General features: G+C 67.2%; 32 protein-coding genes and 1 pseudogene. 22 read left to right on the forward strand and 11 right to left on the reverse strand.

The window, feature by feature from the left end; genetic code table 11:
• Positions 1–26: 26 nt before the first annotated feature.
• The 4 genes from AC5P88_RS05150 to AC5P88_RS05165 all read left to right on the forward strand — a co-directional run bounded on the left by AC5P88_RS05150 (position 27) and on the right by AC5P88_RS05165 (position 2,926).
• Positions 27–689: a DUF2238 domain-containing protein gene (locus tag AC5P88_RS05150; protein ID WP_106551087.1), complete on the forward strand. Its 663-nt coding sequence runs from the start codon at positions 27–29 to the stop codon at positions 687–689.
• A complete protein-coding gene (gene purN, locus AC5P88_RS05155) occupies positions 686–1,345 on the forward strand; it encodes a phosphoribosylglycinamide formyltransferase (RefSeq protein ID WP_106551088.1) in 660 nt (219 codons plus the stop codon). The genes AC5P88_RS05150 and purN overlap by 4 nt, the downstream gene beginning before the upstream one ends.
• A 67-nt stretch (positions 1,346–1,412) precedes the next feature.
• On the forward strand, positions 1,413–2,240 hold the full coding sequence (locus AC5P88_RS05160; RefSeq protein WP_106551089.1) for a DUF3108 domain-containing protein: 828 nt from the start codon (positions 1,413–1,415) through the stop codon (positions 2,238–2,240).
• A gap of 2 nt (positions 2,241–2,242) precedes the next feature.
• Positions 2,243–2,926: a DUF3108 domain-containing protein gene (locus AC5P88_RS05165; RefSeq protein ID WP_106551090.1), complete on the forward strand. Its 684-nt coding sequence runs from the start codon at positions 2,243–2,245 to the stop codon at positions 2,924–2,926.
• 107 nt (positions 2,927–3,033) lie between these two features.
• Here AC5P88_RS05165 and AC5P88_RS05170 read toward each other — a convergent pair whose 3' ends face one another.
• The 3 genes from AC5P88_RS05170 to AC5P88_RS05180 are packed head-to-tail and all read right to left on the reverse strand — an operon-like array spanning position 3,034 to position 4,871.
• Positions 3,034–3,351, reverse strand: a complete 318-nt coding sequence (locus AC5P88_RS05170; protein ID WP_049427475.1) for a hypothetical protein — start codon at positions 3,349–3,351, stop codon at positions 3,034–3,036.
• Positions 3,348–4,619, reverse strand: coding sequence for a UDP-N-acetylglucosamine 1-carboxyvinyltransferase (murA, locus tag AC5P88_RS05175; protein WP_106551091.1), 1,272 nt, complete (start codon positions 4,617–4,619; stop codon positions 3,348–3,350). The genes AC5P88_RS05170 and murA overlap by 4 nt, the downstream gene beginning before the upstream one ends.
• A 21-nt stretch (positions 4,620–4,640) precedes the next feature.
• Complete coding sequence (locus AC5P88_RS05180; RefSeq protein WP_005408396.1) at positions 4,641–4,871, reverse strand: BolA family protein; 231 nt, start codon at positions 4,869–4,871, stop codon at positions 4,641–4,643.
• A gap of 54 nt (positions 4,872–4,925) precedes the next feature.
• On the opposite strand from AC5P88_RS05180, the gene AC5P88_RS05185 reads away from it, so the two are divergent.
• The 16 genes from AC5P88_RS05185 (at position 4,926) to AC5P88_RS05260 (ending at position 18,354) form a co-directional block, all read left to right on the forward strand.
• Positions 4,926–5,927 carry a KpsF/GutQ family sugar-phosphate isomerase gene (locus AC5P88_RS05185; RefSeq protein WP_106551092.1) on the forward strand — a complete coding sequence of 334 codons (1,002 nt, stop codon included), beginning with the start codon at positions 4,926–4,928 and terminating at the stop codon, positions 5,925–5,927.
• Positions 5,928–5,993: 66 nt separating this feature from the next.
• Complete coding sequence (locus AC5P88_RS05190; RefSeq protein WP_106551093.1) at positions 5,994–6,542, forward strand: KdsC family phosphatase; 549 nt, start codon at positions 5,994–5,996, stop codon at positions 6,540–6,542.
• Positions 6,539–7,114, forward strand: a complete 576-nt coding sequence (gene lptC / locus AC5P88_RS05195) for an LPS export ABC transporter periplasmic protein LptC (RefSeq protein WP_106551094.1) — start codon at positions 6,539–6,541, stop codon at positions 7,112–7,114. Before AC5P88_RS05190 ends, lptC begins: the two co-directional genes overlap by 4 nt.
• Positions 7,115–7,217: 103 nt before the next feature.
• The gene (gene lptA / locus AC5P88_RS05200) at positions 7,218–7,769 is read left to right on the forward strand and encodes a lipopolysaccharide transport periplasmic protein LptA (RefSeq protein WP_049455548.1); all 552 of its coding nucleotides are present in this window, start codon (positions 7,218–7,220) and stop codon (positions 7,767–7,769) included.
• Entirely contained in the window at positions 7,769–8,488 is a 720-nt protein-coding gene (gene lptB / locus AC5P88_RS05205; protein ID WP_005408391.1) for an LPS export ABC transporter ATP-binding protein, read from the forward strand. Before lptA ends, lptB begins: the two co-directional genes overlap by 1 nt.
• A 40-nt stretch (positions 8,489–8,528) precedes the next feature.
• The gene (locus AC5P88_RS05210) at positions 8,529–9,950 is read left to right on the forward strand and encodes an RNA polymerase factor sigma-54 (RefSeq protein ID WP_106551095.1); all 1,422 of its coding nucleotides are present in this window, start codon (positions 8,529–8,531) and stop codon (positions 9,948–9,950) included.
• Positions 9,951–10,008: 58 nt separating this feature from the next.
• Positions 10,009–10,326, forward strand: coding sequence for a ribosome hibernation-promoting factor, HPF/YfiA family (gene hpf, locus AC5P88_RS05215; protein WP_005415556.1), 318 nt, complete (start codon positions 10,009–10,011; stop codon positions 10,324–10,326).
• Between the two features lie 21 nt (positions 10,327–10,347).
• On the forward strand, positions 10,348–10,800 hold the full coding sequence (locus AC5P88_RS05220; RefSeq protein WP_106551096.1) for a PTS sugar transporter subunit IIA: 453 nt from the start codon (positions 10,348–10,350) through the stop codon (positions 10,798–10,800).
• Positions 10,797–11,747, forward strand: coding sequence for an HPr(Ser) kinase/phosphatase (hprK, locus tag AC5P88_RS05225; RefSeq protein WP_099553978.1), 951 nt, complete (start codon positions 10,797–10,799; stop codon positions 11,745–11,747). Before AC5P88_RS05220 ends, hprK begins: the two co-directional genes overlap by 4 nt.
• 26 nt (positions 11,748–11,773) lie before the next feature.
• Positions 11,774–12,658, forward strand: coding sequence for an RNase adapter RapZ (rapZ, locus tag AC5P88_RS05230; protein WP_262238520.1), 885 nt, complete (start codon positions 11,774–11,776; stop codon positions 12,656–12,658).
• Positions 12,659–13,103: 445 nt separating this feature from the next.
• A complete protein-coding gene (locus AC5P88_RS05235; RefSeq protein ID WP_005408386.1) occupies positions 13,104–13,496 on the forward strand; it encodes a PTS sugar transporter subunit IIA in 393 nt (130 codons plus the stop codon).
• Positions 13,489–13,758, forward strand: a complete 270-nt coding sequence (locus AC5P88_RS05240) for an HPr family phosphocarrier protein (RefSeq protein ID WP_495224503.1) — start codon at positions 13,489–13,491, stop codon at positions 13,756–13,758. Before AC5P88_RS05235 ends, AC5P88_RS05240 begins: the two co-directional genes overlap by 8 nt.
• 2 nt (positions 13,759–13,760) lie before the next feature.
• On the forward strand, positions 13,761–15,530 hold the full coding sequence (ptsP, locus tag AC5P88_RS05245; RefSeq protein WP_106551300.1) for a phosphoenolpyruvate--protein phosphotransferase: 1,770 nt from the start codon (positions 13,761–13,763) through the stop codon (positions 15,528–15,530).
• Between the two features lie 217 nt (positions 15,531–15,747).
• A complete protein-coding gene (mgtE, locus tag AC5P88_RS05250; RefSeq protein ID WP_005408383.1) occupies positions 15,748–17,109 on the forward strand; it encodes a magnesium transporter in 1,362 nt (453 codons plus the stop codon).
• A 92-nt stretch (positions 17,110–17,201) separates the two neighbouring features.
• The gene (locus AC5P88_RS05255) at positions 17,202–17,468 is read left to right on the forward strand and encodes a hypothetical protein (protein WP_106551301.1); all 267 of its coding nucleotides are present in this window, start codon (positions 17,202–17,204) and stop codon (positions 17,466–17,468) included.
• 70 nt (positions 17,469–17,538) lie between these two features.
• Positions 17,539–18,354: a carboxylesterase family protein gene (locus AC5P88_RS05260; protein WP_106551302.1), complete on the forward strand. Its 816-nt coding sequence runs from the start codon at positions 17,539–17,541 to the stop codon at positions 18,352–18,354.
• A gap of 102 nt (positions 18,355–18,456) precedes the next feature.
• Here AC5P88_RS05260 and AC5P88_RS05265 read toward each other — a convergent pair.
• From AC5P88_RS05265 to AC5P88_RS05280, 4 genes and pseudogenes are all read right to left on the reverse strand, one after another.
• Positions 18,457–18,944 (reverse strand): annotated as a pseudogene (locus AC5P88_RS05265) (REP-associated tyrosine transposase).
• A 209-nt stretch (positions 18,945–19,153) separates the two neighbouring features.
• Positions 19,154–20,104 carry an aspartate carbamoyltransferase catalytic subunit gene (locus AC5P88_RS05270; RefSeq protein ID WP_106551303.1) on the reverse strand — a complete coding sequence of 317 codons (951 nt, stop codon included), beginning with the start codon at positions 20,102–20,104 and terminating at the stop codon, positions 19,154–19,156.
• Between the two features lie 16 nt (positions 20,105–20,120).
• Positions 20,121–20,588, reverse strand: coding sequence for a Holliday junction resolvase RuvX (ruvX, locus tag AC5P88_RS05275; RefSeq protein ID WP_180851461.1), 468 nt, complete (start codon positions 20,586–20,588; stop codon positions 20,121–20,123).
• Between the two features lie 19 nt (positions 20,589–20,607).
• On the reverse strand, positions 20,608–21,174 hold the full coding sequence (locus AC5P88_RS05280; RefSeq protein ID WP_005408377.1) for a YqgE/AlgH family protein: 567 nt from the start codon (positions 21,172–21,174) through the stop codon (positions 20,608–20,610).
• 88 nt (positions 21,175–21,262) lie between these two features.
• Here AC5P88_RS05280 and AC5P88_RS05285 point away from each other — a divergent pair, with 88 nt between their 5' ends.
• The gene (locus AC5P88_RS05285) at positions 21,263–21,808 is read left to right on the forward strand and encodes a DNA-3-methyladenine glycosylase I (protein WP_106551305.1); all 546 of its coding nucleotides are present in this window, start codon (positions 21,263–21,265) and stop codon (positions 21,806–21,808) included.
• A gap of 76 nt (positions 21,809–21,884) precedes the next feature.
• On the opposite strand, the gene AC5P88_RS05290 is transcribed toward AC5P88_RS05285, so the two are convergent.
• Together AC5P88_RS05290 and AC5P88_RS05295 are read right to left on the reverse strand one after the other, a co-directional pair.
• Positions 21,885–22,592 (reverse strand): YitT family protein, encoded by a 708-nt coding sequence (locus AC5P88_RS05290; protein WP_099553961.1) that lies wholly within the window; start codon positions 22,590–22,592, stop codon positions 21,885–21,887.
• 111 nt (positions 22,593–22,703) lie between these two features.
• Positions 22,704–22,916 carry a DUF4287 domain-containing protein gene (locus tag AC5P88_RS05295; RefSeq protein ID WP_099553959.1) on the reverse strand — a complete coding sequence of 71 codons (213 nt, stop codon included), beginning with the start codon at positions 22,914–22,916 and terminating at the stop codon, positions 22,704–22,706.
• 302 nt (positions 22,917–23,218) lie between these two features.
• On the opposite strand from AC5P88_RS05295, the gene AC5P88_RS05300 reads away from it, so the two are divergent.
• On the forward strand, positions 23,219–24,118 hold the full coding sequence (locus AC5P88_RS05300) for a LysR family transcriptional regulator (protein ID WP_106551437.1): 900 nt from the start codon (positions 23,219–23,221) through the stop codon (positions 24,116–24,118).
• A gap of 51 nt (positions 24,119–24,169) precedes the next feature.
• Here the strand turns inward: AC5P88_RS05300 and AC5P88_RS05305 are convergent, their stop codons facing one another.
• Positions 24,170–25,153 (reverse strand): aldo/keto reductase, encoded by a 984-nt coding sequence (locus tag AC5P88_RS05305; RefSeq protein WP_106551436.1) that lies wholly within the window; start codon positions 25,151–25,153, stop codon positions 24,170–24,172.
• 207 nt (positions 25,154–25,360) lie between these two features.
• The gene (locus AC5P88_RS05310) at positions 25,361–26,503 is read right to left on the reverse strand and encodes a PilT/PilU family type 4a pilus ATPase (protein WP_005408369.1); all 1,143 of its coding nucleotides are present in this window, start codon (positions 26,501–26,503) and stop codon (positions 25,361–25,363) included.
• Positions 26,504–26,570: the final 67 nt, after the last annotated feature.

A 26,570-nucleotide genomic window follows, 5' to 3' on the forward strand; every position in this document is an offset into this window, starting at 1 on the left:
AGCCGCCCTCCCCTGATCGACCCGACATGTCCTCGCCAGCCTTCTCAACGACCGCCTCACCCACCCGCTACCGCTTCCCGGTACCGAAGAAGCTGGCCTTCGCCGCCGTACTGGCGGTCTTCGCGATCAGCTGGATCCACCCGCTGTGGCCCACCGAGCAGGCCCTGCACAGCACGCTGACCGTGGTCGGGCTGGTCGCCCTGCTGTGGGTCGACCGTCGCGGTGGCTGGCTGGGCAACGGCGCTTTCATCGCCATCTGCGGCTTCATCGCTCTGCACTGCGTGGCGGCGCGCTGGCTGTATTCCAACGTGCCTTACGACGCCTGGGCGCAGGCGCTGACCGGCTGGTCGCCCAACGCGGCATTCGGCTGGCAGCGCAATCACTTCGACCGCCTCATCCACTTCCTGTTCGGCGTCTGCTTCACCCCCGCGCTGCTGCAGCTGGCGCGCCATGCGTGGCCAGCGCTGCGGCTGGGCCAAGCCTTCACCCTGGCAGTGATGACGGTGATGTGCGCCAGCCTGGTCTACGAATGGTTCGAATGGGCCATTGCGCTGGCGCTGTCGCCGAATGCCGCCGAAGCCTACAACGGCCAGCAGGGTGACATGTGGGATGCGCATGCCGACATGCTGATGGCGACCATCGGCAGCCTGCTGACCTGGCCATTGATCCGCCGGAGTTCCCTGCAATGACCGCCCCAACCCGCATCGCCGTGCTCGCCTCGGGCCGCGGCAGCAACCTGCAGGCCATCCTCGACGCGATCGGCAGCGGCCGCCTGCCGGCCGAGGTAGCCGGCGTGTTCTCCGACCGCCCCGCTGCAGAAGCACTGCAGCGCGTCGATTCCGGCCTGCGCTGGGCACACACGCCGAAGTCCTTCAGTGACCGCGCCGCCTACGAGCAGGCACTGGGCGATGCGCTGGCAGCAGTACAGCCGGACTGGATCGTCTGTGCAGGCTACATGCGCATCCTTGGTCCGGCCTTCGTGCAGCGCTTCGCCGGCCGCCTGGTCAACATCCATCCGTCGCTGCTGCCGCTGCACAAGGGCCTGGACACCCACGCGCGGGCGCTGCAGGCCGGCGATGCCGAGCACGGTGCCAGCGTGCACCTGGTGGTGCCGGAGCTGGATGCCGGAGCCGTGCTGGCGCAGGTACGGGTTCCCGTGCTGCCGGGCGACGACGCGCACAGCCTGGCCGAGCGGGTGCTGGCGGTGGAGCACCCGCTGCTGATCGCCACGCTGCAGCTGCTGTGCGAGGGCCGGCTGGCTGAACGGGAGGGGCAGCCCTGGCTGGACGGTCACCCCCTGTTTAGCCCCTTGGCCCTAGATTCCGCCGGAAACCTGAACCGGTAACGCCCTTGCACACGCCCCGCTGACTGCGGGGCTGGCATCCTGCCCCCTCCTGCGGTCCCTGTCCTCCATGAAGACCACGACGCTGCTGTCCACTTCACTGCTGTTGTCGCTTGCCGTGCTTCCCGGCGTGGGCTGGGGCCAGGCGCAGCCGCCTGCGGCTTCGCCGGTACCGCCACCCGCACCCGCTGCGCTGCCACCGAACGAGCCCAGCGTGCCGCTGTTGCCGGCACTGGCCTGGGAGCCACCGCCGCTGCAGCCGTTCACCGCCACCTACCAGGCCTTCTACAAGGGCAAGGAAGCGGGTGATGCCAGCATGCAGGTCACCCACACCGGCGGCAGCCAGTGGCGGGTGGACATGCAGGTGGTCGGCCGCCGCGGCTTTGCCAGCGTGCTCGGCCTCAACATCGAGCAGAGCACGGTGTTCGAAGAGCGCAGTGGCGTCTACGCACCGCTCAGCCAGAGCACGGTGCGCAAGGGCCTGTTCCTGGGCAAGAAGGCCGTGGGCACCTACAACTGGCAGGCCGGTACCGCGCAGTGGACCGGTGACGTAAAGAAGGAACGCGCGCAGCCGATCCCGCTGCAGCCGGGCGACCAGAGCGCACTGCTGATCAACCTGGCGATCATGCGCGATGCGCGCCCCGGCGCCGCAATGCATTACCGCTACGTGGACATGGGCAAGGTCCGCCAGCACGACTACCAGGCCGCGCCGCAGACCGAGAACGTCGAGGTCGGCGACCTGTCCTACAACGCGCTGCGGGTCTACCGGACCAATGGCGGCAACAACGAAACCATCCTCTGGATCGCCAACGGTGTCCCCACCCCGGTGCGCATCCTGCAACGCGAAGACGGCGAAGACCGCGTCGACCTGCGCCTGATCGAATACCAAGGAGTCTGAGCATGAGCACCCTGACCCGCCCCCTCACCTGGATCGCCGCTGCCGCGCTGACCGTAGCCAGCCTGCCGGCCATGGCGCTGGAGCCGTTCAAGGCCGACTACCTGGCCAGCTACATGGGCATGCAGGCCAACGGCACCATGACCCTGTCCAGCGAAGGCGCCAACAAGTGGCGCTACAGCCTGCAGGTGAAGAACCAGCTGGCCGACCTCAGCCAGAGCACCGTGTTCGAGGAAGTGCGCGGCCAGCTGCGCCCGCTCAGCAGCCAGGACCGTTCGGCCCTGCTGGTGAAGAAGCGCAACGTGCAGGCCACCTACAACTGGAGCAGCAACCAGGCCACCTGGACCGGCGACATCAAGCCGGACCGCGCCGGACCGATCGCGCTGAAGGCCGGTGACATGGATGCGCTGCTGATCAACCTGGCGATTGCCCGTGACCTGGCGGCCGGCAAGCCGCTGACCTACCGCATGGTGGACGAGGGCCGGATCAAGAACATGACCTACCGCGTGATCGGCAAGGAGTCGATCACCGTGGCCGGCAAGAGCTACGAGGCCACCAAGGTGTCGCGTGCCGATGGCAACAAGGAGCTGATCGCCTGGATCGTGCCGGACTTCCCGGTGCCGGCGCGGATGCTGCAGCGTGAGAGCGGCCGCGATGCGCTGGACCTGACCATCAAGGCGATGAACTGACCGGTGGCGCCGGGCCATGCCCGGCGGATTTTCGTTCCGCGCTACGCGCTCGCCGGGCACGGCCCGGCGCTACCGTAAAAAAACGCTCGCTTTCGCGGGCGTTCTGCTTACTTCTTTTCGTCGGCCGCGGCAGGCGTGAACTCGGTGCGGCAGTCCACGCGGATCTGCTCGCCGGTGCTGCGCCAGACAAACGTACGGCAATGGCGGTTGCCGTCCTGGCTGTCGTTCACCGCAACCGCATAGAACGACTCGATGATCTCGTCACGCGTGACCGTGCCGTCGCCGTTCCAGTCCATGTCCTTCTGCTCGATGCCCTGGGTGATGGCGATGTTGGCGTACCAGGCGTAGCCCAGCCACGCCAGCACGATCAGCACCAGGGCCAGCAGCGCCTTGCGGCGCGGGCTGAACTTGCCGCGCAGGATCATGGCACGCGCCGGATGGTGGCGCCGAGCGAAGACAGCTTCTCTTCGATGTTCTCGTAGCCACGATCAAGGTGGTAGATGCGGTCGATGGTGGTGTCGCCGCTGGCCATCAGGCCGGCCAGGATCAGCGAGGCCGACGCACGCAGGTCGGTCGCCATCACCGGTGCGCCACTCAGGTGCTCGCTGCCACGCACGATGGCGGTATGGCCTTCGACCTGGATGTCCGCACCCAGGCGCAGCAGTTCGTTGACGTGCATGAAACGGTTCTCGAAGATCGTTTCGTTGATCACGCCCACGCCGTCGGCCACGCAGTTGAGTGCCATGAACTGCGCCTGCATGTCGGTCGGGAATGCCGGGTACGGCGCGGTGGTCAGGTTGACCGCCTTCGGCCGCTTGCCCTGCATGTCCAGGGTGATGCTGTCGTCGGTGGTGTCGATCTTCGCACCGGCCTCGACCAGCTTGGACAGCACCGCGTCCATGGTGTTCGGGCGCGCACGGTTGACGGTGACCTTGCCACCGGTCATCGCCGCGGCGACCAGGAAGGTGCCGGTCTCGATGCGGTCGGGCAGCACTTCATGGCGGCCACCGGACAGGCGCTCGACGCCTTCGATCACCAGGCGGGCGGTGCCCAGGCCTTCGATCTTCGCGCCCAGTGCGATCAGGCAGTGCGCCAGATCGGTCACTTCCGGTTCCATCGCGCAGTTGTCGAGGATGGTGGTGCCTTCAGCCAGCACCGCGCCCATCAGCACGTTCTCGGTGCCGGTGACACTGACCATGTCGAAGGTGAAGTGCCCACCCTTCAGGCGCTTGGCGGTGGCCTTGATGAAGCCGTTTTCGACCACGATCTCGGCACCCAGCGCCTGCAGGCCCTTGATGTGCTGGTCGACCGGACGCGAGCCGATCGCGCAGCCGCCCGGCAGCGACACTTCGGCCGCGCCAAAACGGGCCAGCAGCGGGCCCAGCACCAGGATCGAGGCGCGCATGGTCTTGACCAGCTCGTACGGTGCCACGTGCTGGGTGACCGAGCGCGGGTCGACCACGATCGCGCTGCCGCGCGACAGCGTGCCCTGGTCGATGGTGACCTTGGCGCCCAGCTCGCCCAGCAGCTTCACCGTGGTGACCACGTCGTGCAGGTGCGGCACGTTGGTGATCTCCACCGGCTCATCGGCCAGCAGGGTCGCGCACAGAATGGGGAGGACGGCGTTCTTGGCGCCGGAGATGCTCACTTCACCGTGCAGCGCAGCGCCGCCGGTCACAACGATCTTGGCCATGTATTCGGGATCTTCTGCGGTTCAGCCGGCTTCGGCCGGGGTCACGGTTTTCAGCGCCAGCGCGTGGATCGCGCCGCCCATCAGGTCGCCCAGGGTGGCATACACCATGCGGTGGCGGGCCAGCGGCATCTTGCCGGCGAAGGCCTCGCAGACCACGGTCGCTTCGAAATGCACGCCATCGTCGCCCTGCACGTCGGCGCGGGCGCCGGGCAGGCCGGTTTCGATCAGATTGCGGATGGTGTCGGCGTCCAACGGGCTTTCCTAATAAAATGTGCGTCCATTCTACTTCCGCTGCGTGGCGTCCGCATGGCCGAATCCCTGTTGCCCCCCCGTTCCGTCGACCCTGCCGGCCTGGTTGCCAGCGGCCGCCGAGTGTTCGAGATCGAGCGGCAGGCACTGGATGCCGTGGCCGACCGCCTCGGCGAAGGCTTCCAGCAGGCCTGCCAGGCGATCCTGGCCAGCCGTGGCCGGGTGGTCGCCACCGGAATGGGCAAGTCCGGGCATGTCGCCCGCAAGATCGCCGCCACCCTGGCCTCTACCGGCACGCCGGCGTTCTACGTGCACCCCGGCGAAGCCGGCCATGGCGATCTCGGCATGATCACCGAGGACGACGTGGTGCTGGCCCTGTCCTATTCGGGCGAATCGGACGAAGTGCTGATGCTGCTGCCGGTGCTCAAGCGCCAGGGCAACGTACTGATTTCCATGACCGGCCGACCGCAGTCCAGCCTGGCCACCGCCGCCGACATCCACCTGGACGTGAGCGTGCCGGCCGAGGCCTGCCCGCTGGCGCTGGCGCCCACCTCCAGCACCACCGCCTCGCTGGCGATGGGCGATGCACTGGCCGTGGCCCTGCTCGACGCACGTGGCTTCACCGCTGATGACTTCGCCCGTTCACACCCGGCCGGCAGCCTTGGCCGCCGCCTGCTGCTGCACATTACCGACGTCATGCACACCGGCGACGACCTGCCCAGCGTGGGCGCCGACGCCAGCCTCAGCGAAGCGCTGATGGAGATGAGCCGCAAGCGGCTGGGCATGACCGCCGTGGTCGACGCCGACGGCGTGCTGATCGGCCTGTTCACCGACGGCGACCTGCGCCGTGCGCTGGACAGCGCGCTGGACGTGCGCACCGCGAAGATCGCCGATGTAATGACCCGCAACCCGCGCACCATCGGCGCCGACCAGCTGGCCGTGGAGGCCGCCCGGCAGATGGAAACCCAGAAAATCAATGGCCTGATCGTGGTTGATGGCCAGGGCCGCGCGGTCGGCGCCCTGAACATTCATGACCTGTTGCGGGCGCGGGTGGTTTAACCGACAGTCCATAGACCCCATTCAGTCTGTAATGCCGCACCCGCCCACAACGAGCCTGCCGCCCTGATGCCCTGGTCCCCCCTGCCCGCCCTCCCCGCCCACCTGCATGCCGCCGCGGCCCGGATCCGCCTGGCCTGCTTCGACGTGGACGGCACCCTCACCGACGGTCGGCTGTACTACGACAGGGACGGCAACGAGAGCAAGGCGTACTTCGTGCAGGACGGCCTGGGCCTGAAACTGCTGCAGCAGCACGGCATCCATCCCGTGCTGATCACCGCGCGCAACAGCCAGTCCGCGCTCAAGCGCGGCGCCGACCTCGGCATCGATACCCAGATCGCCGTGGGCGACAAGCTGGCCAGCGTGCAGGCGCTGTGTGCGCAGCACGGCATCGGCCTGGAACAGGTGGCGTTCATGGGCGATGACCTGCCCGACCTGGCGCCGCTGGGTGCGGTCGGCCTGGCGGTGGCCCCGGCCAATGCCCATCCGTGGATCGCCGAACGCGTGCACTGGCAGACCCGCGCCGAGGGTGGCCGTGGCGCCGCGCGCGAGCTGTGCGACATCCTGCTGGCCGCTCAGGGCCGCGTGGATGCGGTGCTGGCGAGGTTCGGCGCATGAACTTGCCCACCTTGAACTGGCGCACCCTGCTCGGCATCGGCCTGCTGCTGGCAGCACTGCTCAGCAGCTGGGCGGCGCTGCGCAACCGCGACAAGGGGCCAGCCACGGGTGGCCAGGAAATCGGCGTGGATTACATCCTGCATGACTTCCAGATCGTTGCCCTGGATGAGCACGGCAAGGAATCGACCACCCTGCGCGCACCGCTGCTGGAACGCCAGCGCGGCGACCAGACCATCAACATCGCCACCCCGCTGTTCGAGATGCCGGACAAGGATGGCAAGCACTGGACCCTGCGCGCCGAGACCGGCTGGCTCAGCGCCAAGGGCGACGAGATGAAGCTGCGCGGCAATGTCGCCGGCGACAGCCCGGCGGGCCCGGGCGTGGTGCCGACCACCTTCCGCACCGACCACCTGGACGTGTTCCCGAAGGACAACCGCGCCCGTACCGATGCCCTGGTGACCATGACCCGCCCGGGCATGGAACAGTCCGGCGTCGGCTTCGAGGTGGATTCCAAGAACAACACGTATCATTTCCTCAGCCAGTCCAAGGGCCGCTACACGCCCAAACGCTGATTCCGCCGCCAGCCCGCGACGTCTCCGGACAGGCGCAGGGCCGGCAGCCCCACCCTCCGCCCCCGGCCCGCCCGGGAGGCCCTCACCGGTAGAACGGACCCCGATGAAGATTCCCTTTGCCGCCGTACTCGCGCTCGGTCTTCTTGTCCCCAGCGCCGCCTTCGCCAAGTCCACCGACCGCAACGAAGACATGCACATCGATTCCGGCGCCCAGTCCGGCATGCTCACCGGCGACGGCAAGACCGTGCTGTCGCAGGGCGTGATCATCACCCAGGGCACGCTGGACCTGCGCTCGTCCGAGGCCGAGATCTACCTCAAGGACGGCGAGGCGGTGCGCGTGGTGTTCACCGGCAAGCAGGCCAAGATGAAGCAGCAGCTTGATGACGGCACCTGGATGGACGCGCTGGCTGATCGCATCGACTACGACATCAAGACCGAGATCATCACCCTGACCGGCAACTACAAGGTCACCAGCGCGCGCGGCACCAATGCCGGCCAGCGCATGGTCTACAACACCCGCACCGGCGAGATGAACTCCGGTGGTGACGGCAGCCGCGTGCGCACCGTCATCCCGCCGAAGAACAAGACACCGGCGGCACCAGCGGCACAGCCCAGGGCCACCACGCCGGCACAGCCGGCCGGGAGCAGAAAGTAATGCTCGTCGCCAAGGGCCTGCGCAAGAAGTACAAGCAGCGCGAAGTGGTCAAGGACTTCGGGCTGACCCTCGATGCGGGTGAAGTGGTGGGCCTGCTCGGCCCCAACGGCGCCGGCAAGACCACCTGCTTCTACATGATCGTCGGTCTGGTCGCCGCCGATGCCGGCAGCATCGTGCTCGACGGCAAGGACATCACCGGTGACCCGATGTACACCCGCGCCAAGCAGGGCGTGGGCTACCTGCCGCAGGAACCCTCGGTGTTCCGCAAGCTGACCGTGGCCGACAACATCCGCCTGGTGCTGGAACTGCGCGAGGACCTGGACTCGGCCGGCCGCGAGCGCGAATTGAACGGCCTGCTCGACGAACTGCAGCTGGGCCATGTCGCCGACCAGCTCGGCGCCAGCCTGTCCGGTGGCGAACGCCGCCGCTGCGAGATCGCCCGCGCACTGGCCGCGCAGCCGCGCCTGATCCTGCTCGATGAACCGTTCGCCGGTGTAGACCCGATTTCGGTCGGCGAGATCCAGCGCATCGTCACCCATCTCAAGCAGCGTGGCATCGGCGTGTTGATCACCGACCACAATGTGCGCGAGACCTTGGGTATCTGCGACCGCGCGTATATCCTCGCCGAGGGCAGCGTGCTGGCCCAGGGTTCGCCGGAGGCGATCCTGGACAATGCCGACGTGCGTCGGGTCTACCTTGGGGATTCCTTCAAGCTGTGACTGCGGTCGCCGGGTCCCTTTCCTTCCTTTCGGCACAGGCATGAAGACTCGGCTGCAGACATCGTTGGGACAGCAACTGGTGCTCACGCCCCAGTTGCAGCAGGCGATCAAGCTGCTGCAGATGTCGACCACCGAGCTGGAGCTGGAGATCGCGCAGGCAGTGGAGAGCAACCCACTGCTGGACTGGGCCGACAGCAACGACAGCAGCGCCGCCAACGAAGGCAGCGATGGCAACGGCAACGAAGCGCCTGCAGAACGCAGCGATGAAGGCGACGACTGGGCGCCGGCCGAACTGGACTGGACGGCCACCGGCAGCGGTGGCAGCTTCGATGATGACGACGATACCGGCAGCGCCGCCGAACGCGTGGCCGAAACCGAGACGCTCGCCGACCACCTGCTGTGGCAGCTGCACCTGTCGCATCTTTCTGCCAGTGATCGCAGCATCGGCGCGGCACTGATCGATGCACTGGACGACGACGGTTACCTGCGCGAGCCGCTGGCCACCATCGCGGAAACCCTGTTGCCGGCGATCCACGCCGACGAGGATGAGATCCTCGCCGTGCTGCATCGCATCCAGCGTTTCGATCCGGTCGGTGTGGCTGCACGCACGCTTGGCGAATGCCTGCAGCTGCAGCTGGACGTGCTGGCCGACGAAACGCCGGGCCTGCTGCTGGCGCGACAGATTGCCGCAGGACCACTGGAGCGGTTGCCGCGCAGCGGCGTCGCCGGGCTCGCCCATGAACTGAAGCAGCCGCTGGACGAGGTCGAGACCGCGGTCGCCCTGCTGCGCTCGCTGGACCCGCGTCCAGGTACCCAGATCGCCCCCTTGTCGCAGGACACCTACGTGGTGCCGGACGTGGTGGTGTGGCGGCAGAACGGTGTGTGGCGTGCGGCGCTGGCCGGGCACGCCGGACCGAAGGTAGTGATCCATCGTGGCTACGAACAGCTGATCCGCCGCTGTGGCGACGCCGACGCGGGCTACCTGCGCGCCCAGCTGCAGGAAGCGCGCTGGCTGCTGAAGGGCCTGCAGCAGCGTGGCGAGACCCTGCTGCGGGTGGTGCGGAGCCTGATCCTGCAGCAGGCCGGTTTCCTGGAATTCGGCGAGCAGGCCCTGCGTCCGCTGACCCTGCGCGAGATCGCCGCCGAGCTCGGCCTGCACGAATCGACGGTGTCGCGCGCGATCGCGCGCAAGCACGTGCGTACCCCGCGCGGCACCCTGCCGCTGCGCGCCTTCTTCGCTTCGGGCATTGATACCGAGGGCGGCGGCGAAGCATCCAGCACCGCCATCCAGGCGATGATCCGCCGCCTGATCGACGACGAGAACCCGCGCAAGCCGCTTTCTGACGCCAAGCTGGCTGACCTGCTCAAATCGTCGGGAATTCCAGTAGCGCGACGCACCGTGGCGAAGTATCGTGAAGCCATGAACATTTCCGCCTCGCACGAAAGGGTCAGAATCGCTTGACGCGCCGCCGCGCCCGGCGGAGAGGTTCATTGGCACATCCGAACACAGGAGAAACCCGATGCGCATCGAAACGTTTGGCAAAGATGTCGAAGTCACCCCGGCCCTGCAGTCCTATGTAGAGGAGAAGCTGGCCCGGATCGGCAAACACTTCGACCAGCACTGCGAAGCGCGGGTGACCCTCAAGCTGCAGAAGACCGAGCACCACGTCGACGCCAGCCTCAACATCCCGGGGCAGACCCTGCACGCCGAGGCCGGCGGCCAGACCATGTACGCCGCGATCGACCTGCTTGCGGACAAGCTTGACCGCCTGGTGATCAAGCACAAGGAGAAAAAACAGCAGCACGCACCGCTGCCGGTGGGCGACAATGGTGGCTGATCGCCACTGTTCCCCGCAGACATGCCCCTGACTGACCTTCTGGCGGCCGTGCAGACCCAGCTCTGCACGGCCACCGACCGTGACAGCGTCCTGCAGGCCGCCGCCGGGTTGCTGGCCTGCCGCCAGGCCAACGCCGAACAGATCTATCTGAACCTGTGCCAGCGCGAAGCGCTGGGCAGCACCGCGATCGGCCACGGTATCGCCATTCCCCACGGCCGCGCGCCGACCCTGGACCGCCCCCGTGGCGCCCTGCTGCGCCTGGCCACCCCGGTCGACTTCGGTGGCGACGAGCCGGTGGACCTGGTGTTCGCGATGGCCGTTCCCGCCCACTACACCCACCAGCACCTGATGCTGCTGTCCGAGCTGGCCGAACTGTTCTCGGCAGCGGATATCCGCCAGGCACTGCGCCAGGCAGGCGACGCGCGGGCCCTGCGCGAGGCGCTGGACATGACCCCACCTGCGAGTGCCGCATGAATACCAGCATCACCGCCCGTGAACTGTTCGAACAGCAGCGCGAGCGGCTGGGGCTGCGCTGGGCCGCGGGCCAGTCGGGTGAGAAGCGTGAGCTGGAGGCCGGCAATACGGTCTCCCGTCGCCCCTCGCTGGCCGGCTACCTCAATGCGATCTACCCCAACAAGGTGCAGATCCTGGGCACCGAGGAACTGTCCTGGCTGGACGCACTTGAACCGCGCCAGCGCTGGGAAACGATCGAAAAAATCATGCAGTCGCACCCGCTGGCACTGGTGCTGACCCGCAACCAGGCGTGCCCGGAAGACCTGCGTGCCGCCGCCGATGAATCCGGCACCCCGTTGTGGCTGTCGCCCAAGCGCGGCCACGAACTGCTCAACCACCTGTCCTACCACCTGGCACGGACGCTGGCGCCGCGGGTGATCCTGCATGGCGTGTTCATGGAGATCTACTCCATCGGCGTGCTGATCACCGGCGAAGCCGGATCGGGCAAGAGCGAGCTGGCGCTGGAACTGCTCAGCCGTGGCCATCGCCTGGTGGCAGACGATGCCCCCGAATTCACCCAGATCGCACCCGATGTACTCGACGGCACCTGCCCGGAGCTGCTGCAGGACCTGCTGGAAGTGCGCGGCCTGGGCGTGTTGAACGTGCGCGAGATGTTCGGCGACACGGCTGTAAAGAAGAACAAGTACCTTCGGCTGATCGTTCACCTGACCAAGCCGATGACCGAACCCACCCCGCATGGCTACGAGCGCCTGACCGGCGATTCGGGCACCCGCCATGTGCTGGACCTGGACGTGCCGCTGATCACCCTGCCGGTGATGCCCGGCCGCAACCTGGCCGTGCTGACCGAGGCGGCCACCCGCCTGCATATCCTGCGGACCAAGGGCATCGACCCGGCGGCGATGTTCATCGCCCGCCACAGCAACCTGCTGGAACGGCGAACGCCCTGACCCCCTGCCCTTCGAAGAGCCTTTCCATGAGCACCGTCACCCCCTCCGCCCCGACCCTGATCATCGTCAGCGGCCTGTCCGGCTCGGGTAAATCCGTCGCCCTGAAGACCTTCGAGGACCAGGACTACTACTGCTCGGACAACCTGCCGATCAACCTGCTGCCGGACTTCGTACGCAGCCTGCTGGCCAATCGCGGCGGCAGTGCGCCGCGCCGGCTGGCCGTAGGCATCGACGTGCGTGGGCAGGCCGACCTGAGCCAGCTGGGCGACTGGCGGCAGCTGGCCGCCGACGCCGGCGTGGACGTGAAGGTGCTGTTCTTCGAAGCCAGCGACGAGACGCTGCTCAAGCGCTACGCCGACACCCGCCGCCGCCATCCGTTGAGCCAGCTGGGGCTGTCCCTGCCCGAAGCCATCGCCCGCGAACGCGAGTTGACCGCACCACTGCGCCGCGAGGCCGATGCGGTAATCGACACCAGCAGCCTCAACGTGCACCAGCTGCGGCGCCGGATCATCACCGAGTTCACGATGGACCATGCCACCGGCCTGTCGCTGCTGTTCGAATCGTTCGCCTACAAGCGCGGTGTGCCCGCCGAGGCGGACTTCGTGTTCGATGCGCGAGCGCTGCCCAATCCACACTGGGACCCGGAACTGCGTGCGCTGAGCGGTCGCGAACCCGGCGTGCGCGATTACCTGGAAGCGCAGCCGGATGTGCAGCGCTACCTGGCCCAGTTGACAGACTTTCTCGATACCTGGCTGCCGAAGCTGGGGGATGGCACCCGCAGCTACGTGACCGTGGCGTTCGGCTGCACCGGTGGCAAGCACCGCTCGGTGTTCCTGGCCGAGCGCATGGCACGCCACGCCCGCGAGATGGGCTGGGAAGACGTGGCGACGTACCACCGCGAACAGGATTGAGGGGGTCGGCCGGGCTGCGCCCGGCACCCGCCGGTAGTGCCGGCCGCTGGCCGGCAACAGCAACAGCAACAGCAACAGCAACAGCGGCATTCCCCGGGTGGCGGGGCGGGTCAGCAAGCGGGGGACGCTGCAAGTACGTCCCTGTAAGCTCGGTCGCCGCATCCATGCGGCTCACGCCCCCGCTTGCAGACCTGCCCCGCCTTCGACAGATTCCCGCGATCTGTCGGGACGGCGGTGTGTGCTGCTGTTGGTTGGTGTCGACCTTGGTCGACACGGTAGATCCACGCCATGCGTGGATGAGTTCCGGGCAGGCATCGAAAAACGCATGGGGTCGGATCCCTTTTCCAGGGGAAAAGGGCTCTGACCCTGGCAACACTGAATACGGGACACAGTGCCCCTCTCCTGCTGCTATCGCCGATTCACCTTGACCTGTTAACGTGCAGTAATGACCTGTGGCATTCTCCTCGTAACACATCCCGGGGTCGGGACCGCCCTGCTTGACGTGGCGACCCGGCTCCTGCGGCAATTGCCGCTGAAAACCGAAGCTTTCGAAGTACCGTTCGACGCAGACCTGGACGCCCTGCTCCCGCTCGCCTCGGCCGCCCTGCGGCGGGTCGATGGGGGTGACGGCGTGCTGATCCTGACCGACCTGTACGGCGCCAGCCCCGCCAACCTTGCCGGGCAGCTGGCCCGGCTGGGGACCCCGGTTCGCCGGGTGTCGGCGCTGAGCCTGCCGATGTTGCTGCGGGTGATGAATTATCCGGAACAGGGACTGGATCAACTGCCCGCCACAGCCGCGGCGGGTACCCGTAATGGAGCGATAGTCGACGATGCTTGAACGAGAACTCACCGTGAGCAACCGCCTGGGCCTGCACGCCCGGGCCACCGCCAAGCTGGTGCAGGCCCTGGCGCCGTTCCGCTGCAACGTGACCATGGCCGCCAAGGGCCGTGAGATCAACGCCAAGAGCATCATGGGCGTGATGCTGCTGGCCGCCGGCCAGGGCACTCCGGTCACCGTGCGCATCAGCGGCGAGGACGAAGCCGCCGCGATGGAGGCGGTGGTCGGCCTGTTCGAACGCCGTTTCGACGAGGACAGCTGAGCGTGCCACGCGCACGCGCCGGCCAGCCCCCTTCCGGCCAACGGCCGGTACTGCTGCTTGCCGGCCACGGTGCCGCCCGCGGCACGGCAATGGGCCGCGCCCGCGTGCGACTCCCACATGCATTGGAAGTGGCCGAGCAGCGCGTTGCGGCCAACCAGGTCGAGGCCGAGCTGGCCTGCCTGCATCGCGCGGTGGATGCCGCACGCACGGAGATGCACGAACTGCGCCAGCGCCTGCATGGAGCGCTGAACCAGGAAGTGGGTGAGTTCCTCGACCTGCATGCGCTGCTGCTGGACGATCCCGAGCTGCTGTATGGCCTGGACGAACTGATCCGCAGCGGACCGTACAGCGCCGGCTATGCATTGCGCCTGCAGCGCGACCGCCTGGCCAAGGTCTTCGACGGGATGGACGATGCCTACCTGAAGAGCCGCATGGACGACCTCGACCATGTGATCGGCCGCATCCATGCCTTCCTGCAGCCCGAACGCCCGCCGGCGGTGAAAGGCCTGGCCGGCGAGATCCTGGTCTGCGACAACATCGCGCCCTCCGAACTGGCACAGCTGCAGGCACAGGGTGTGGTCGGCATCGTCACCGCTGCCGGCAGCGCGCTCTCGCACAGCGCGATCCTTGCGCGCAGCCTGCACCTGCCCTTGATCGTCAACGTGCCACAGCTGCTCAGCCGCATCGCCGATGGCGACGTGCTGATCATCGATGGCGCCGACGGCAGCATCACCGCCAATCCGCAGGCCGACAATCTGCGCGACTACCGCGCGCGACTGAAGGAACATGCACGCGAACAGCGCGAGCTGGGCCGCCTGCGCAGCAAGCCCAGCCGCACCCGCGACCAGGTCGACATCGCCCTGCTGGCCAATGCCGAATCGCTGGAGGACGTAACCCAGGCGCATGCGCTGGGCGCCCACGGCCTGGGCCTGTACCGCACCGAATTCCTGTTCCTGCAGCGCAACGAGCTGCCGGACGAAGAAGAACAGTTCCAGACCTACCGCGATGCCGCGCTGGGCATGAGCGGACGACCGGTGACCATCCGCACCCTCGACCTGGGTGCGGACAAGGCTGATCGCACCGGCCTGACCCTGAGCAACGAAGAAAACCCGGCGCTCGGCCTGCGCGGCGTACGCCTGTCGCTGGCACGGCCGAAGGTGGCCGACACCCAGCTGCGCGCGATCCTGCGCGCCTCGGCCTACGGCAAGCTGCGGGTGCTGGTGCCCATGGTCAGCACCCGTGAGGAACTGCTGGCAGTGCGCCGGCGCATGCTCAAGCTGACCGAACAGCTGCGCGGCGAAGGCCACATGGTGTCCGACCACGTGCCACTGGGCGCGATGATCGAAGTTCCTGCGGCTGCGCTGGCCCTGGAAAGCTTCATCGACCTGGTCGATTTCCTGTCGATCGGCACCAATGACCTGGTGCAGTACCTGCTGGCGGCCGACCGCAACAATGAAGCACTGGGCGAGCTGTATTCGCCGTTGCACCCGGCGGTACTGCGGCTGCTGCAGATGGTGATCGAGACCGGCGCGCGCCACCGCATCCCGGTGGCGGTCTGTGGCGAGATGGCCGGCGATGCGCGGATGACCCCACTGCTGCTGGCACTGGGCCTGACCGAATTCAGCCTGCATCCCGGCACGTTGCTGGAGGTACGCCGCGCGATCCGCGAGGCCGACCTCGGTGCGCTGCGCGCCCGCGCACCGAAGCTGCTGGGCATGCGTGACCGCCGCGGTATCGAGCGCTGGCTGGCGTTGGTGGCGGACGCGTCCTGATTTCCGCGCTACGCGCTCGCCGGGCATGGCCCGGCGCTACCGCCGCGCGCCACCCTTGGTAGCGCCGGGCCATGCCCGGCGGAACATGTGGCCCCCGGTGGCCGTAGGCCAGCGGGGTATGCGTTGAAACATCCCCTTGCGATAATGACGCGCTGAACACCCCTGTTGCCGCATCCTTGCCGGGATCGCGGCTTTTCTTATCCCCGCGGGAGCTGCGATGGCTGAAGCTGTACGCCACGACAAGACTGCGCGCCAACTGCGGATGCTGTCCGATGCACTGGACAGCGGCCGGCTGGGCCCGGTGCGTCGCCTGGTCAACACCCTGGCCCCGGCCGAGATCGGCAACCTGCTCGAGTCGCTGCCGCCGGGCAAGCGCGAGGTGGTGTGGGGCCTGGTCGATCCGGAAGATGACGGCGAGGTGCTGGTCCACGTCGGCGACGACGTGCGCGAAAGCCTGCTCGCGGACATGGACCCGGACGAGATCATCGCCGCGGTCGAAGACCTGGACATCGACGATCTGGCCGACCTGGTCGAAGACCTGCCGGACACGGTCATCGACGAAGTCCTCAAGTCGATGGACCGCGAGAACCGCGAGCGCCTGGAACAGGTGCTGTCCTATCCCGAGGACAGTGCCGGCCGCCTGATGAACCCGGACGTGGTGACCGTGCGCGCCGACGTCAATGTCGACGTCGTGCTGCGTTACCTGCGCCTGCGCGGTGAACTGCCCGACCACACCGACCATCTGTTCGTGGTCAGCCGCCGCCACCAGTACCTCGGCCGCGTGTCGCTGGCGGCACTGGTGACCCACGAGGACACCACCCCGATCAACCGCCTGATCGACGACGAGCAGCCAGCCATCGACGTCGGCGAGAGCGACCAGGAAGTCGCCCGCCAGTTCTCCGACCATGACTGGATCTCCGCGCCGGTGGTGGACGACAACAACATCCTGATCGGCCGCATCACCATCGATGACGTGGTCGACATCATCCGCGGCCAGGCCGAGCACCAGGCGCTGGGCGCCGCCGGCCTGGACGAGGACGAGGATCTGTTCAGCCCGGTCTGGCGCGCAATGCGCCGCCGCCTGATGTGGCTGTCGGTGAACCTGTGCACGGCCTTCCTGGCCTCCAGCGTGGTCGGCCATTTCGAAGGCACCATCGACAAACTGGTGGCGCTGGCGGTGCTGATGCCGATCGTCGCCGGCCTCGGCGGCAACGCCGGTACCCAGGTGCTGGCACTGATGGTGCGCGGCCTGGCGCTGGGCCAGGTGGGCGCCTCCAACGCCCGCACCCTGCTGTGGAAGGAAGTGCGGGTCGCGCTGCTGAACGGCGTGATGCTGGGTTCGGTGCTGGGCCTGATCGTGCTGGCCTGGTTCCACTCGCCCGGGTTGTCGGCAGTCATTGCCATCGCGCTGACCTGCAACCTGTTGTTTGCTGCATTGGCCGGCGTGCTGGTGCCACTGACCCTGAAGCGCTTCGGCTTCGACCCGGCGCTGGCCAGCGGCATCTTCCTGACCGCCGTGACCGACTCGATGGGCTTCTTCACCTTCCTCGGCCTGGCCACCCTGGTGCTGCTGCACTGACCGTCTCAAGGGTCGGAACTCCGGCCCACTCCAAACCCAGGGTCGGATCCCCGCTGCGCGGGGCTCCGACCCGATCCCAACCGGAACACCCCATGGCAACCACCATCGAAAACTACTTCCAGCCCGGCTGGCGCGACCAGCAGCACACCTGCCCGGCCTGCGAATGGAAGGGCAGCTCGCGCGCCATGGAAATGGAACTGGACGAAGACGCCACCGAGTACGACTGCCCGGTCTGCGAGAACCCGCTGCTGGTGGTGCTGCACCCGGATTTGGCGCAGGTGCAGGCCGCCGCCGCCGAAGGCAATGCCGAAGCACGGGAGCAGCTGGAGATCATCGCCAGCTTCCCACGGCCGGAGTGACGCGGCGCATGATGCCGCGTTGACGGCGGCGGACTACGATGCAGCTGACCCTACCGCCTCGGGAAGTCCCATGGTCCGTTCGATGTCGCGCTGGCTGCCGCTGCTGGCCGTACTGATGATTTCCGGTTGCGCCTCGGTGCCGGACAGCGCGCGCGGGCATTTCGAGGGCCGCGCGGTGAAGGTGGATGGCGAAACCGCCTACTACCAGGTCTTCATTCCTGCCGGCGTCCGCGCCTCCGCCCCAGGCAGCGCAGCCACGCAGGGCGGGCCTCCGGTCATCCTGTTCCTGCACGGCTCGGGCGAGCGCGGCGCCGATGGCGTCAAGCAGACCTACTCGGGACTGGGCCCCTATCTGCGCGAGCACCCGGACTTCCCGGCCCTGGTGGTGTTTCCGCAGGCACCGCGCCATTCCGAATGGAGCGGCCGCAACAACCGCATGGCGCTGGCCGCACTGGACGCGATCGTCGACGAATTCGGCGCCGACCCGGCACGGCAGTACCTGACCGGCATGTCGATGGGCGGTTATGGCAGCTGGAACATCGGCCTGGACGACCCGCATCGTTTTGCCGCGATCGTACCGGTATGCGGTGCCGTGTTCGCACCGCGCGCGAAGCGACCGACCCTGTTCGTCGAGCAGGTCGCGCAGGAGTCAGATCCGTATGCGGTGATCGCGCAACGCCTGCGGCACACACCGATCTGGATCTTCCACGGCGCACTGGACGATGTGGTGCCTCCGGACGACGACCGCCGGCTGCACAGCGCCTTCCTGGCCACCAATGCGCGCGACGTGCGCTATACCGAGTACCCCGACGGCAACCACAACGCCTGGGACGCCACCTATGCCGACCCGGCAATGTGGGATTGGCTGTTCGCGCAGAAGCGGTGAGCCGCGGCTTCCGGTAGCTGCCCACCAGGGTTGGATCCTGGCTCCAGTGGCTGTCAACCCTGGTTGGATCCTGGTTTCGGTGGGTGCCAACCTTGGTTGGCACTATCTGTCCGCCCCCATGAACTCCGCCTTGGCAGAACCTTCGAGTTCCCACTGACACCACGCATGCGGGTACTCGCCAAGCTGCGTTGCCAGCCCCCCCTGATCGGATTCGCCATCACATACATCGCGTGCAGGAACAGCGATTCATCAGAGCGGATTGCATGATCGTGATAGCAGGACTGCCAGAAGCGCCCCACCCTGCCCAGTACCCTGTTTGCGTGCACGGCCGTACGCGACTTGAAGCGCTTCATGACAACGTCGAGCGATGCCGCGCGCAGCTGCATCAACCAGTGAATGTGATCCGGCATGACCACGTAGGCAATCGAATGGGTCAGACCTTCCAGATCCAGACGCCGGAACTCCTGCACGGCGGTATCCGCAACGGCGTCGTTGGCGAACAGCGCCGCCCGGCCATGCACGTTCGTTGTGAGGATGTAGCTCTGGCCGATAGTGGAGTGACGGCCTAGCAGGAGGTGGGCGCTGTTCATGCAGAAGAGCATGGGCGGGCGCTTGTTCCCTGAACATCGGGAAATCACCTTCGCAAGGGTAGGCCAGTGCCAACCAAGGTTGGCACCCACCACGGCAGCAGTGCCAACCAAGGTTGGCACCCACCACGGCAGCAGTGCCAACCAAGGATGGCACCCACCACAGCAGCAGTACCAACCAGGGTTGGCACCCACCATGGTGATGCGGCAGATCAGCCCAGCAGGGTTTCCAGCACGGCCATGCGCACGGCGACGCCGTTGGCGACCTGGCGCAGTACCCACGACTGCGGGCCGTCGGCCACCTCGTCGGTCACTTCCACGCCGCGGTTGATCGGGCCCGGGTGCAGCACTGCCGCATCCTTGCCGGCGCGTGCCAGGCGCTCATTGGTCAGGCCGTACTGGGCGTGGTACTGCTCCAGCGACGGCACCAGGCCTTCTTCCATGCGCTCGCGCTGCAGGCGCAGCATCATCAGCGCGTCGACGCCTTCCAGCATCGCATCGAAATCATCGCCGACCACGCAGCCCTTCAAGGTCTTGTCGTCCGGCAGCAGCGACTGCGGACCGCACACGCGGATTTCGCCCACGCCCAGCGTGCGCAGCGCATGCAGATCGGTGCGGGCCACGCGCGAGTGCTTCACGTCGCCGACGATCACCACCTTCAGCTTCGAGAAATCCGGGCCCTTGGCCTGGCGCAGGGTCAGCATGTCCAGCAGGCCCTGGGTCGGGTGCGAACTGCGGCCGTCACCGGCGTTGATCAGCGCAGTGCCTTCGCCCGCCGCTTCGGCCAGTGCGGCCACGGCGCCGTCATCGGGGTGGCGCACGACGAAGCCACGCACGCCCATCGCTTCCAGGTTGCGCAGCGTGTCGCAGGCGGTTTCACCCTTGCGCGTGGACGAGGTCGAGGCATCGAAGTTCAGCACGTCGGCGCCCAGGCGCTGCGCGGCCAGCTGGAACGAGCTGCGGGTGCGCGTGGACGGTTCGAAGAACAGCGTGCACACCGCCGAACCGGCCAGTACATGACGCTTGTTGCCGACGCGACCGACCGCGGCATCGCGGATCTGCCCTGCCCGGTCGAGCAGCTGCAACAGGGTTTCGCGCGGCAGGCCCTCCAGGGTCAGCAGGTGGCGCAGGCGTCCGGAGGCATCGATTTGCTGGGCAGTCATGGCGGGAGTCGGGCAGTCAGGGAATGGGGGTGGCGTCGTCCGGCGACGACAGCCAGCGGTCAATGATCACCGCCGCGGCCACGGCATCGAGGGCGGCCGCATCTCGGCGGCGCTTGCGCCCTTCGGCGCGCTCGACGGCGAAGCGGCGGGCGGCCTCGACCGAGCTGGAACGCTCGTCGATCATCACCACGGGCAGCTTGAAGCGTTCCCGCAGCTGGCGGGCGAAGCCCTGCGCGCGCTTGCGGTTGGGCTGGTCCTGGCCGTCCAGGGTCAGCGGGTCGCCGACGACCAGGCCATCGGGCTTCCATTCCTTGAGCAGGCGCTCGATCGCGGTCCAGTCCGGGCCGTTGCCGTGCACATCGACCACCGCCACCGCGCGCGCATGCGCCGCGAAGGCACTGCCGATGGCCACGCCGATCCGTCGCGAGCCGACATCGAAGCCAAGAACGGTGCCGTCACGGCGGATCGCCGGAGCAGGAGATATCGGTGCGGGCGCGGCCGGCTCAGACATGGCCGCTGTAATCCGTCAGCCGGAACAGGTCCACGCCGATACGCGAGGCCGCACCCTGCCAGCGCTGCTCCAGTGGCAGCTGGAACACCAGCTCGGCGTCGGCCGGCACGGTCAGCCAGCTGTTCTCGGACAGCTCGCTTTCCAGCTGCCCTGCGCCCCAGCCGGCACAGCCGAGGGTAACCACGGCGTTGGCCGGGCCTTCGCCGCGCGCCATCGCTTCGAGGATGTCGCGCGAGGTGGTCAGGTACAGGCCATCGCCCACGGTCAGGCTGGAATCCCACGCCCGCGCGTCGTCATGGATGACGAAGCCGCGCTCGGGATGCACCGGGCCGCCGTTGAGCACCATGCGCGCCTGCAGGTCGCCATCACCGGTGGTGATGTCCATCTGCGCAAGCACTTCACCCAGCGTGTACTCGGACGGCTGGTTGACCAGCACACCCATCGCCCCGTTCTCGTCGTGCTGGCAGATCAGCGCGACGCTGCGGGCAAAGGTCGCGTCGAGCAGCGACGGCAGCGCGACGAGCAGGTGATCGGCAAGGGAGGTCGGCGTTACAGGCATGGCCCCATTCTAGCGGCTGGGCGCGCCGGGCGCCTCCACCCGGCGGTCACGGCGCGCATAATGACGTCCCACCGCGCAGGAGTTCGACGTGTCCGGTTACTGCCTCATCGCTCCGGGCCATCCGGTGCACGACTACTACCACGCCAACGAATACGGCTTCCCGCAGCGTGACGAGCGCGAGCTGTTCGAACGGCTGGTGCTGGAAATCAACCAGGCCGGCCTGAGCTGGGAAACGATCCTGAAAAAGCGCGAGGGCTTCCGCGCAGCCTATGACGGTTTCGATGTGGACCGCGTGGCAGCCTATGCCGAGCAGGACATCGAACGCCTGCTGTCGGACGCCGGCATCATCCGCAACCGGCTGAAGGTGCTGGCGGCGATCCACAACGCGCAGGTGATCCAGCAGCTGCGTGCCAGCCATGGCAGCTTCGCGGCGTGGCTGGATGCGCACCACCCGCGCAGCAAGGCCGACTGGGTGAAGCTGTTCAAGAAGACGTTCCGCTTCACCGGCGGCGAGATCACCGGCGAGTTCCTGATGAGCCTGGGCTACCTGCCGGGGGCGCATGCTGCGGACTGCCCGGTGCATGCGCGGCTGCTGACGCTGGCCCCGCCATGGGTGCAGGTGGCTGGCTGCTGATGCAAATCCGCCGGGCATGGCCCGGCGCTGCCACGTGGTGGTTCCAGTAGCGCCGGGCCATGCCCGGCGAACGCGATCACACCCCCATGTAACGGCCCGGGCGGTGGTTGAACATCAGCACCAGGCTGAGCACCACCGCGCCGATGGCCGAGTACAGCACCTTCGACGGCGACAGCACGAAGAACGCGGCCACCATCAGGCACGCGTCGTAGGACATCTGCACCTTGCCCGCGCTCCAGCCGCGGGTGCGCTGCAGGTACACCGCCAGGATGCCGATGCCACCCAGGCTGGCACGGTGGCGGATGAAGAACAGGATGCCCAGCCCTGACAACGCGCCACCGACGATCGCCGAATACAGCGGGTGTATGTGCGAGAAGTCGATCCAGCGTGGCAGCAGGTCGGTCAGCACGCCACAGGCGGTGACCGCGGCAAAGGTCTTCAGGGTGAATTCCCAGCCCATGCGCCGCAGCGCCACCCAGTAGAACGGCAGGTTGACCAGCACGAACACCACGCCGAAGTTCCAGTCCAACGCGTAATGCAGCAGGAAGGCCATGCCGGCCATGCCGCCGATCATCAGCCCGCTCTTGGCGAAGATGGCCAGGCCCAGCGAGGCCACCATCGTGGCCAGCACCATGCCCTGCACATCCTCGGCGATCGAGTGGCGCAGCGCTTTTTCGTCGGCGGTGGTACCAGCGCTGTCGGGCGGCGGGGTCAGCGGACCGGCGGTGACCAAGTGGCCGTCAGCGTCGTCGCACGGCGCGGGGCCATGGGAGGGAAGGGACATACAGGTGGGGGAACAGCAGGTGGGGAGCGCTATTAGACACGATCCGCATGACAGTTGCAGATGAAATCGTTCAGCTGAATGCGCCCCGCCCTGCCGGCCGCCGGCCGCCGGTCACCCCTTGCCGGCCAGGTGGTGCGCCACCAGCGCGTTGGCGTGGCCATGGCCCAGCCCGTGCTCGCTCTTCAGGAAGCTGACCAGTTCCATGTGCTTGAGCCCCTTCTTCTTCGACAGCAGGCCGAACCAGTGCGCCACCGGCTGCCCGTAGGTCTTCTCGATGGAGGGGAAGTACGAGGCCGGGCCTTTCGGCTTGGTGTCAGTGCTCATGTGCAGCTCCCGTTGAAGTCATTCATTCGACGAACCACAGACGCAGAAATCGACACACCCACTCGTCCACACAGAATGGGATCGGAGCCGTTCCAACAGCTCGCGGGAAACTGTCGAAGGCGGGGTGGCTCAGGTTGCGGGGGCGTGAGCGCCATGGATGGCGCGACCGAGGCTACATGGACGTACTTGCGCCGTCCCCCGCAACCTGAGCCACCCCGCCTCCCACAGGAAGCCAGCTTTTGACGTTCCCGTTGACGTTGATTCGGCGGGTGCCGGGCGCAGCCCGGCCGTATCATTCCCGCATGCCCCGTGAAAACCTCAACGACCTGCAGGCCTTCGTCCACGTCGCCCGCGCGGGCAGCTTCACCAAGGCCGCCGCCCAGTTGGGTGTCTCCCAGTCTGCGCTCAGCCATGCCATGCGCGGCCTGGAGCAGCGCCTTGGCGTGCGCCTGCTGACCCGCACCACGCGCAGCGTGTCCACCACCGAAGCCGGCGCCCACCTGCTGGAAACGCTCGCCCCTCGCCTGGCCGAGATCGAGGATGGGCTGGCCGCGCTGGCCGAATACCGCGAGCGCCCGGCTGGAACCATCCGCATCAATGCCACCGGCCATGCCGCCGAATACATCGCCTGGCCACGGCTGGCGCCGCTGCTGCAGCAGTATCCGGACCTCAAGGTGGAGCTGACCGCCGACTACGGGCTGGCCGACATCGTCGCCGAGCGCTACGACATCGGCATCCGCCTGGGGGAGCGGCTGGCCCGCGACATGGTCGCCGTGCCGGTCAGCCCGCCGCTGCGCATGCGCGTGGTGGGTGCCCCCAACTACTTCCGCCAGCATGTGGTGCCACGGCATCCGGACGAACTGGCCAACCACAACTGCGTGACCCTGCGCCTGCCCACGCATGGCGGGCTGATGCCGTGGGATTTCGGCCAGGACGGCAACGAACTGAGCGTACGCGTGGGCGGTCAGTGGATCTTCAACAGCATGGGCATGACCCGCGCCGCCGCGCTGGCCGGCAGCGGGCTGGCGTGGCTGCCGGAAGACCAGGTACAGCCGATGCTGGACGATGGCCGGCTGCAATCGGTGCTGGACGACTGGTGCCCGTACTTCGATGGCTACTACGCGTACTACCCGTCGCGCCGGCATGTAACGGTGGCGATGCGCACGGTGCTGGATGCGCTGCGCGGGCCAATGGGGAGTTGAGGAGTGCGGACCAAGAGTCCGCACCCACCCTGGTTCCCACCCACCTTGTAATCAGCCCTTGGCCTGTGCCGCACGCTGTGCGTTGTAGCGCTCGCCGACGATCGACACTTCGTCCAGCGCCTGTGCGATGCGCTGCAGTTCCTCCGGCGCCAGCTGCAGCTCGGCCGCGCCCAGGTTCTCTTCCAGCCGGTGGATCTTCGTGGTGCCCGGAATCGGTACGATCCACGGCGCCTGTGCCAGCAGCCAGGCCAGTGCCACCTGTGCCGGGGTCGCACCGCGTGCGGCCGCAATCGTGCTGATGCGGTCCACAAGCGCCTGGTTGGCGCGGCGCGCTTCCACTTCGAAACGCGGCACGGTGTTGCGGAAGTCGTTGGCGTCGAAGGTGGTGTCGGCGTTGATCGCGCCGGTCAGGAAGCCACGGCCCAGCGGGCTGAACGGCACGAAGCCGATGCCCAGCTCCTGCAGGGTCGGCAGCAGCTCGCGCTCCGGTTCGCGCCACCACAGCGAGTACTCGCTCTGCACCGCTGCCACCGGCTGTACCGCGTGCGCGCGCCGCACGGTGGCCGCGCTGGCCTCGGACAGGCCGAAGTGGCCGACCTTGCCTTCGGCGATCAGGTCGCGCACGGTGCCGGCCACATCCTCGATCGGCACGTTCGGGTCGACGCGGTGCTGGTAGAACAGATCGATATGGTCGGTGCGCAGGCGCTTGAGGCTGGCCTCGGCCACTGCACGGATGTTCTGCGGGTGGCTGTCCAGGCCGGTATCGACGCGCGCATCCTTGAAGCCGAACTTGGTGGCGATCACCAGTTTGTCGCGGTACGGCGCCAGCGCCTCGCCGAGCAGGTCTTCATTGGTGTACGGGCCATACACTTCGGCGGTGTCGAAGAAGGTCACGCCGCGTTCGACGGCGGCGTGCAGCAGGGCGATGCCCTGGCTGCGCTCGACCGGCTGGCCGTAGCCGTGGCTCAGGCCCATGCAGCCCAGGCCCAGGGCGGAAACCTTCAGGCCGCTGCGGCCGAGTTCACGTGTCTGCATCGTCATGCTCCAGAGGGGGAGCGCTGACGATACGCCTGCATTGGCAATGGATTGAACCGACTGGATGGCAGTCGGTCATGACTGGAATTCATCAATCGCCCGCGCGCCCTGTAGAGTCGACTGTCAGTCGACTGCTCTTCCACCGGCCGCGAAAATCCCGCGCTGCGCGCGATAGTCGACTGACAGTCGACTCTACAGATCGGCGGATCACCGGATCTCGGAGATCTCCACGCCATCCAACCCCTGCGACAGGGTGCGTGCGTCGCCGCCCTGGCTGAGCTTGATGCGCAGGCGCACTTCGTTCTGCGAATCGGCGTAGCGCAGCGCGTCTTCATAGCTGATCTCGCCGGCCTGGTACAGCTCGAACAGGCTCTGGTCGAAGGTCTTCATGCCCAGCTGGACCGAGTCCTTCATCACTTCCTTCAGCTTGTGGATCTCGCCATCGCGGATGTAGTCCTGCACCAGCGGCGTGCCGAGCAGGATCTCCATCGCTACCTTTCGCGAGCGGCCATCGGGCGACGGCACCAGCTGCTGCGCGACCACGCCCTTGAGGTTCAGCGACAGGTCCATCAGCAGCTGGTTGCGGCGGTCTTCCGGGAAGAAGTTGACGATGCGGTCCATCGCCTGGTTGGCGTTGTTGGCATGCAGGGTGCACAGCACCAGGTGACCGGTCTCGGCGAACGCGATGGCGTGGTCCATGCCTTCGCGGGTACGCACCTCACCGATCATGATCACGTCCGGCGCCTGGCGCAGGGTGTTCTTCAACGCGGCTTCCCAGCTGTCGGTATCGATGCCGACCTCACGCTGGGTGATGATGCAGCCTTCGTGCTTGTGCACGAACTCGATCGGATCTTCGATGGTGATGATGTGGCCGGTCGAGTTCTGGTTGCGGTAGCCGATCATCGCCGCCAGCGAGGTCGATTTACCGGTACCGGTGGCGCCGACAAACAGGATGATGCCGCGCTTGGTCATCGCCAGCGTCTTGATGATCGGCGGCAGGCTCAGTTCTTCTACGGTCGGAATGCGCGTCTCGATGCGACGCAGCACCATGCCGACCTGGTTGCGCTGGTAGAAGCAGCTGACACGGAAGCGGCCGACACCGGACAGGCCGATGGCGAAGTTGCACTCGTGGGTCTTCTCGAATTCCTCGCGCTGCGCCGGGGTCATCACGTTGAGGACCAGGTCGCGGCTCTGCTGGGGCGTCAGCGGGGTCTGCGTGATTGGCGAGATCTTGCCGTTGACCTTCATCGCCGGCGGCATGCCGGCGGTGATGAACAGGTCCGAGGCGCGCTGGTGCGCCATCAGCTTGAGGAATGAAGTGAAATCAATGGTGGTCGCGGTGGTGTTCACGGCGGGCTCCCGGAAAGCGGTTTACCAGGTAACGGTCGGTGGAGGAAACAACACGGGAACAGCAGCG

It is taken from the genome of Stenotrophomonas sp. YJH_SMC_8, assembly GCF_059371315.1.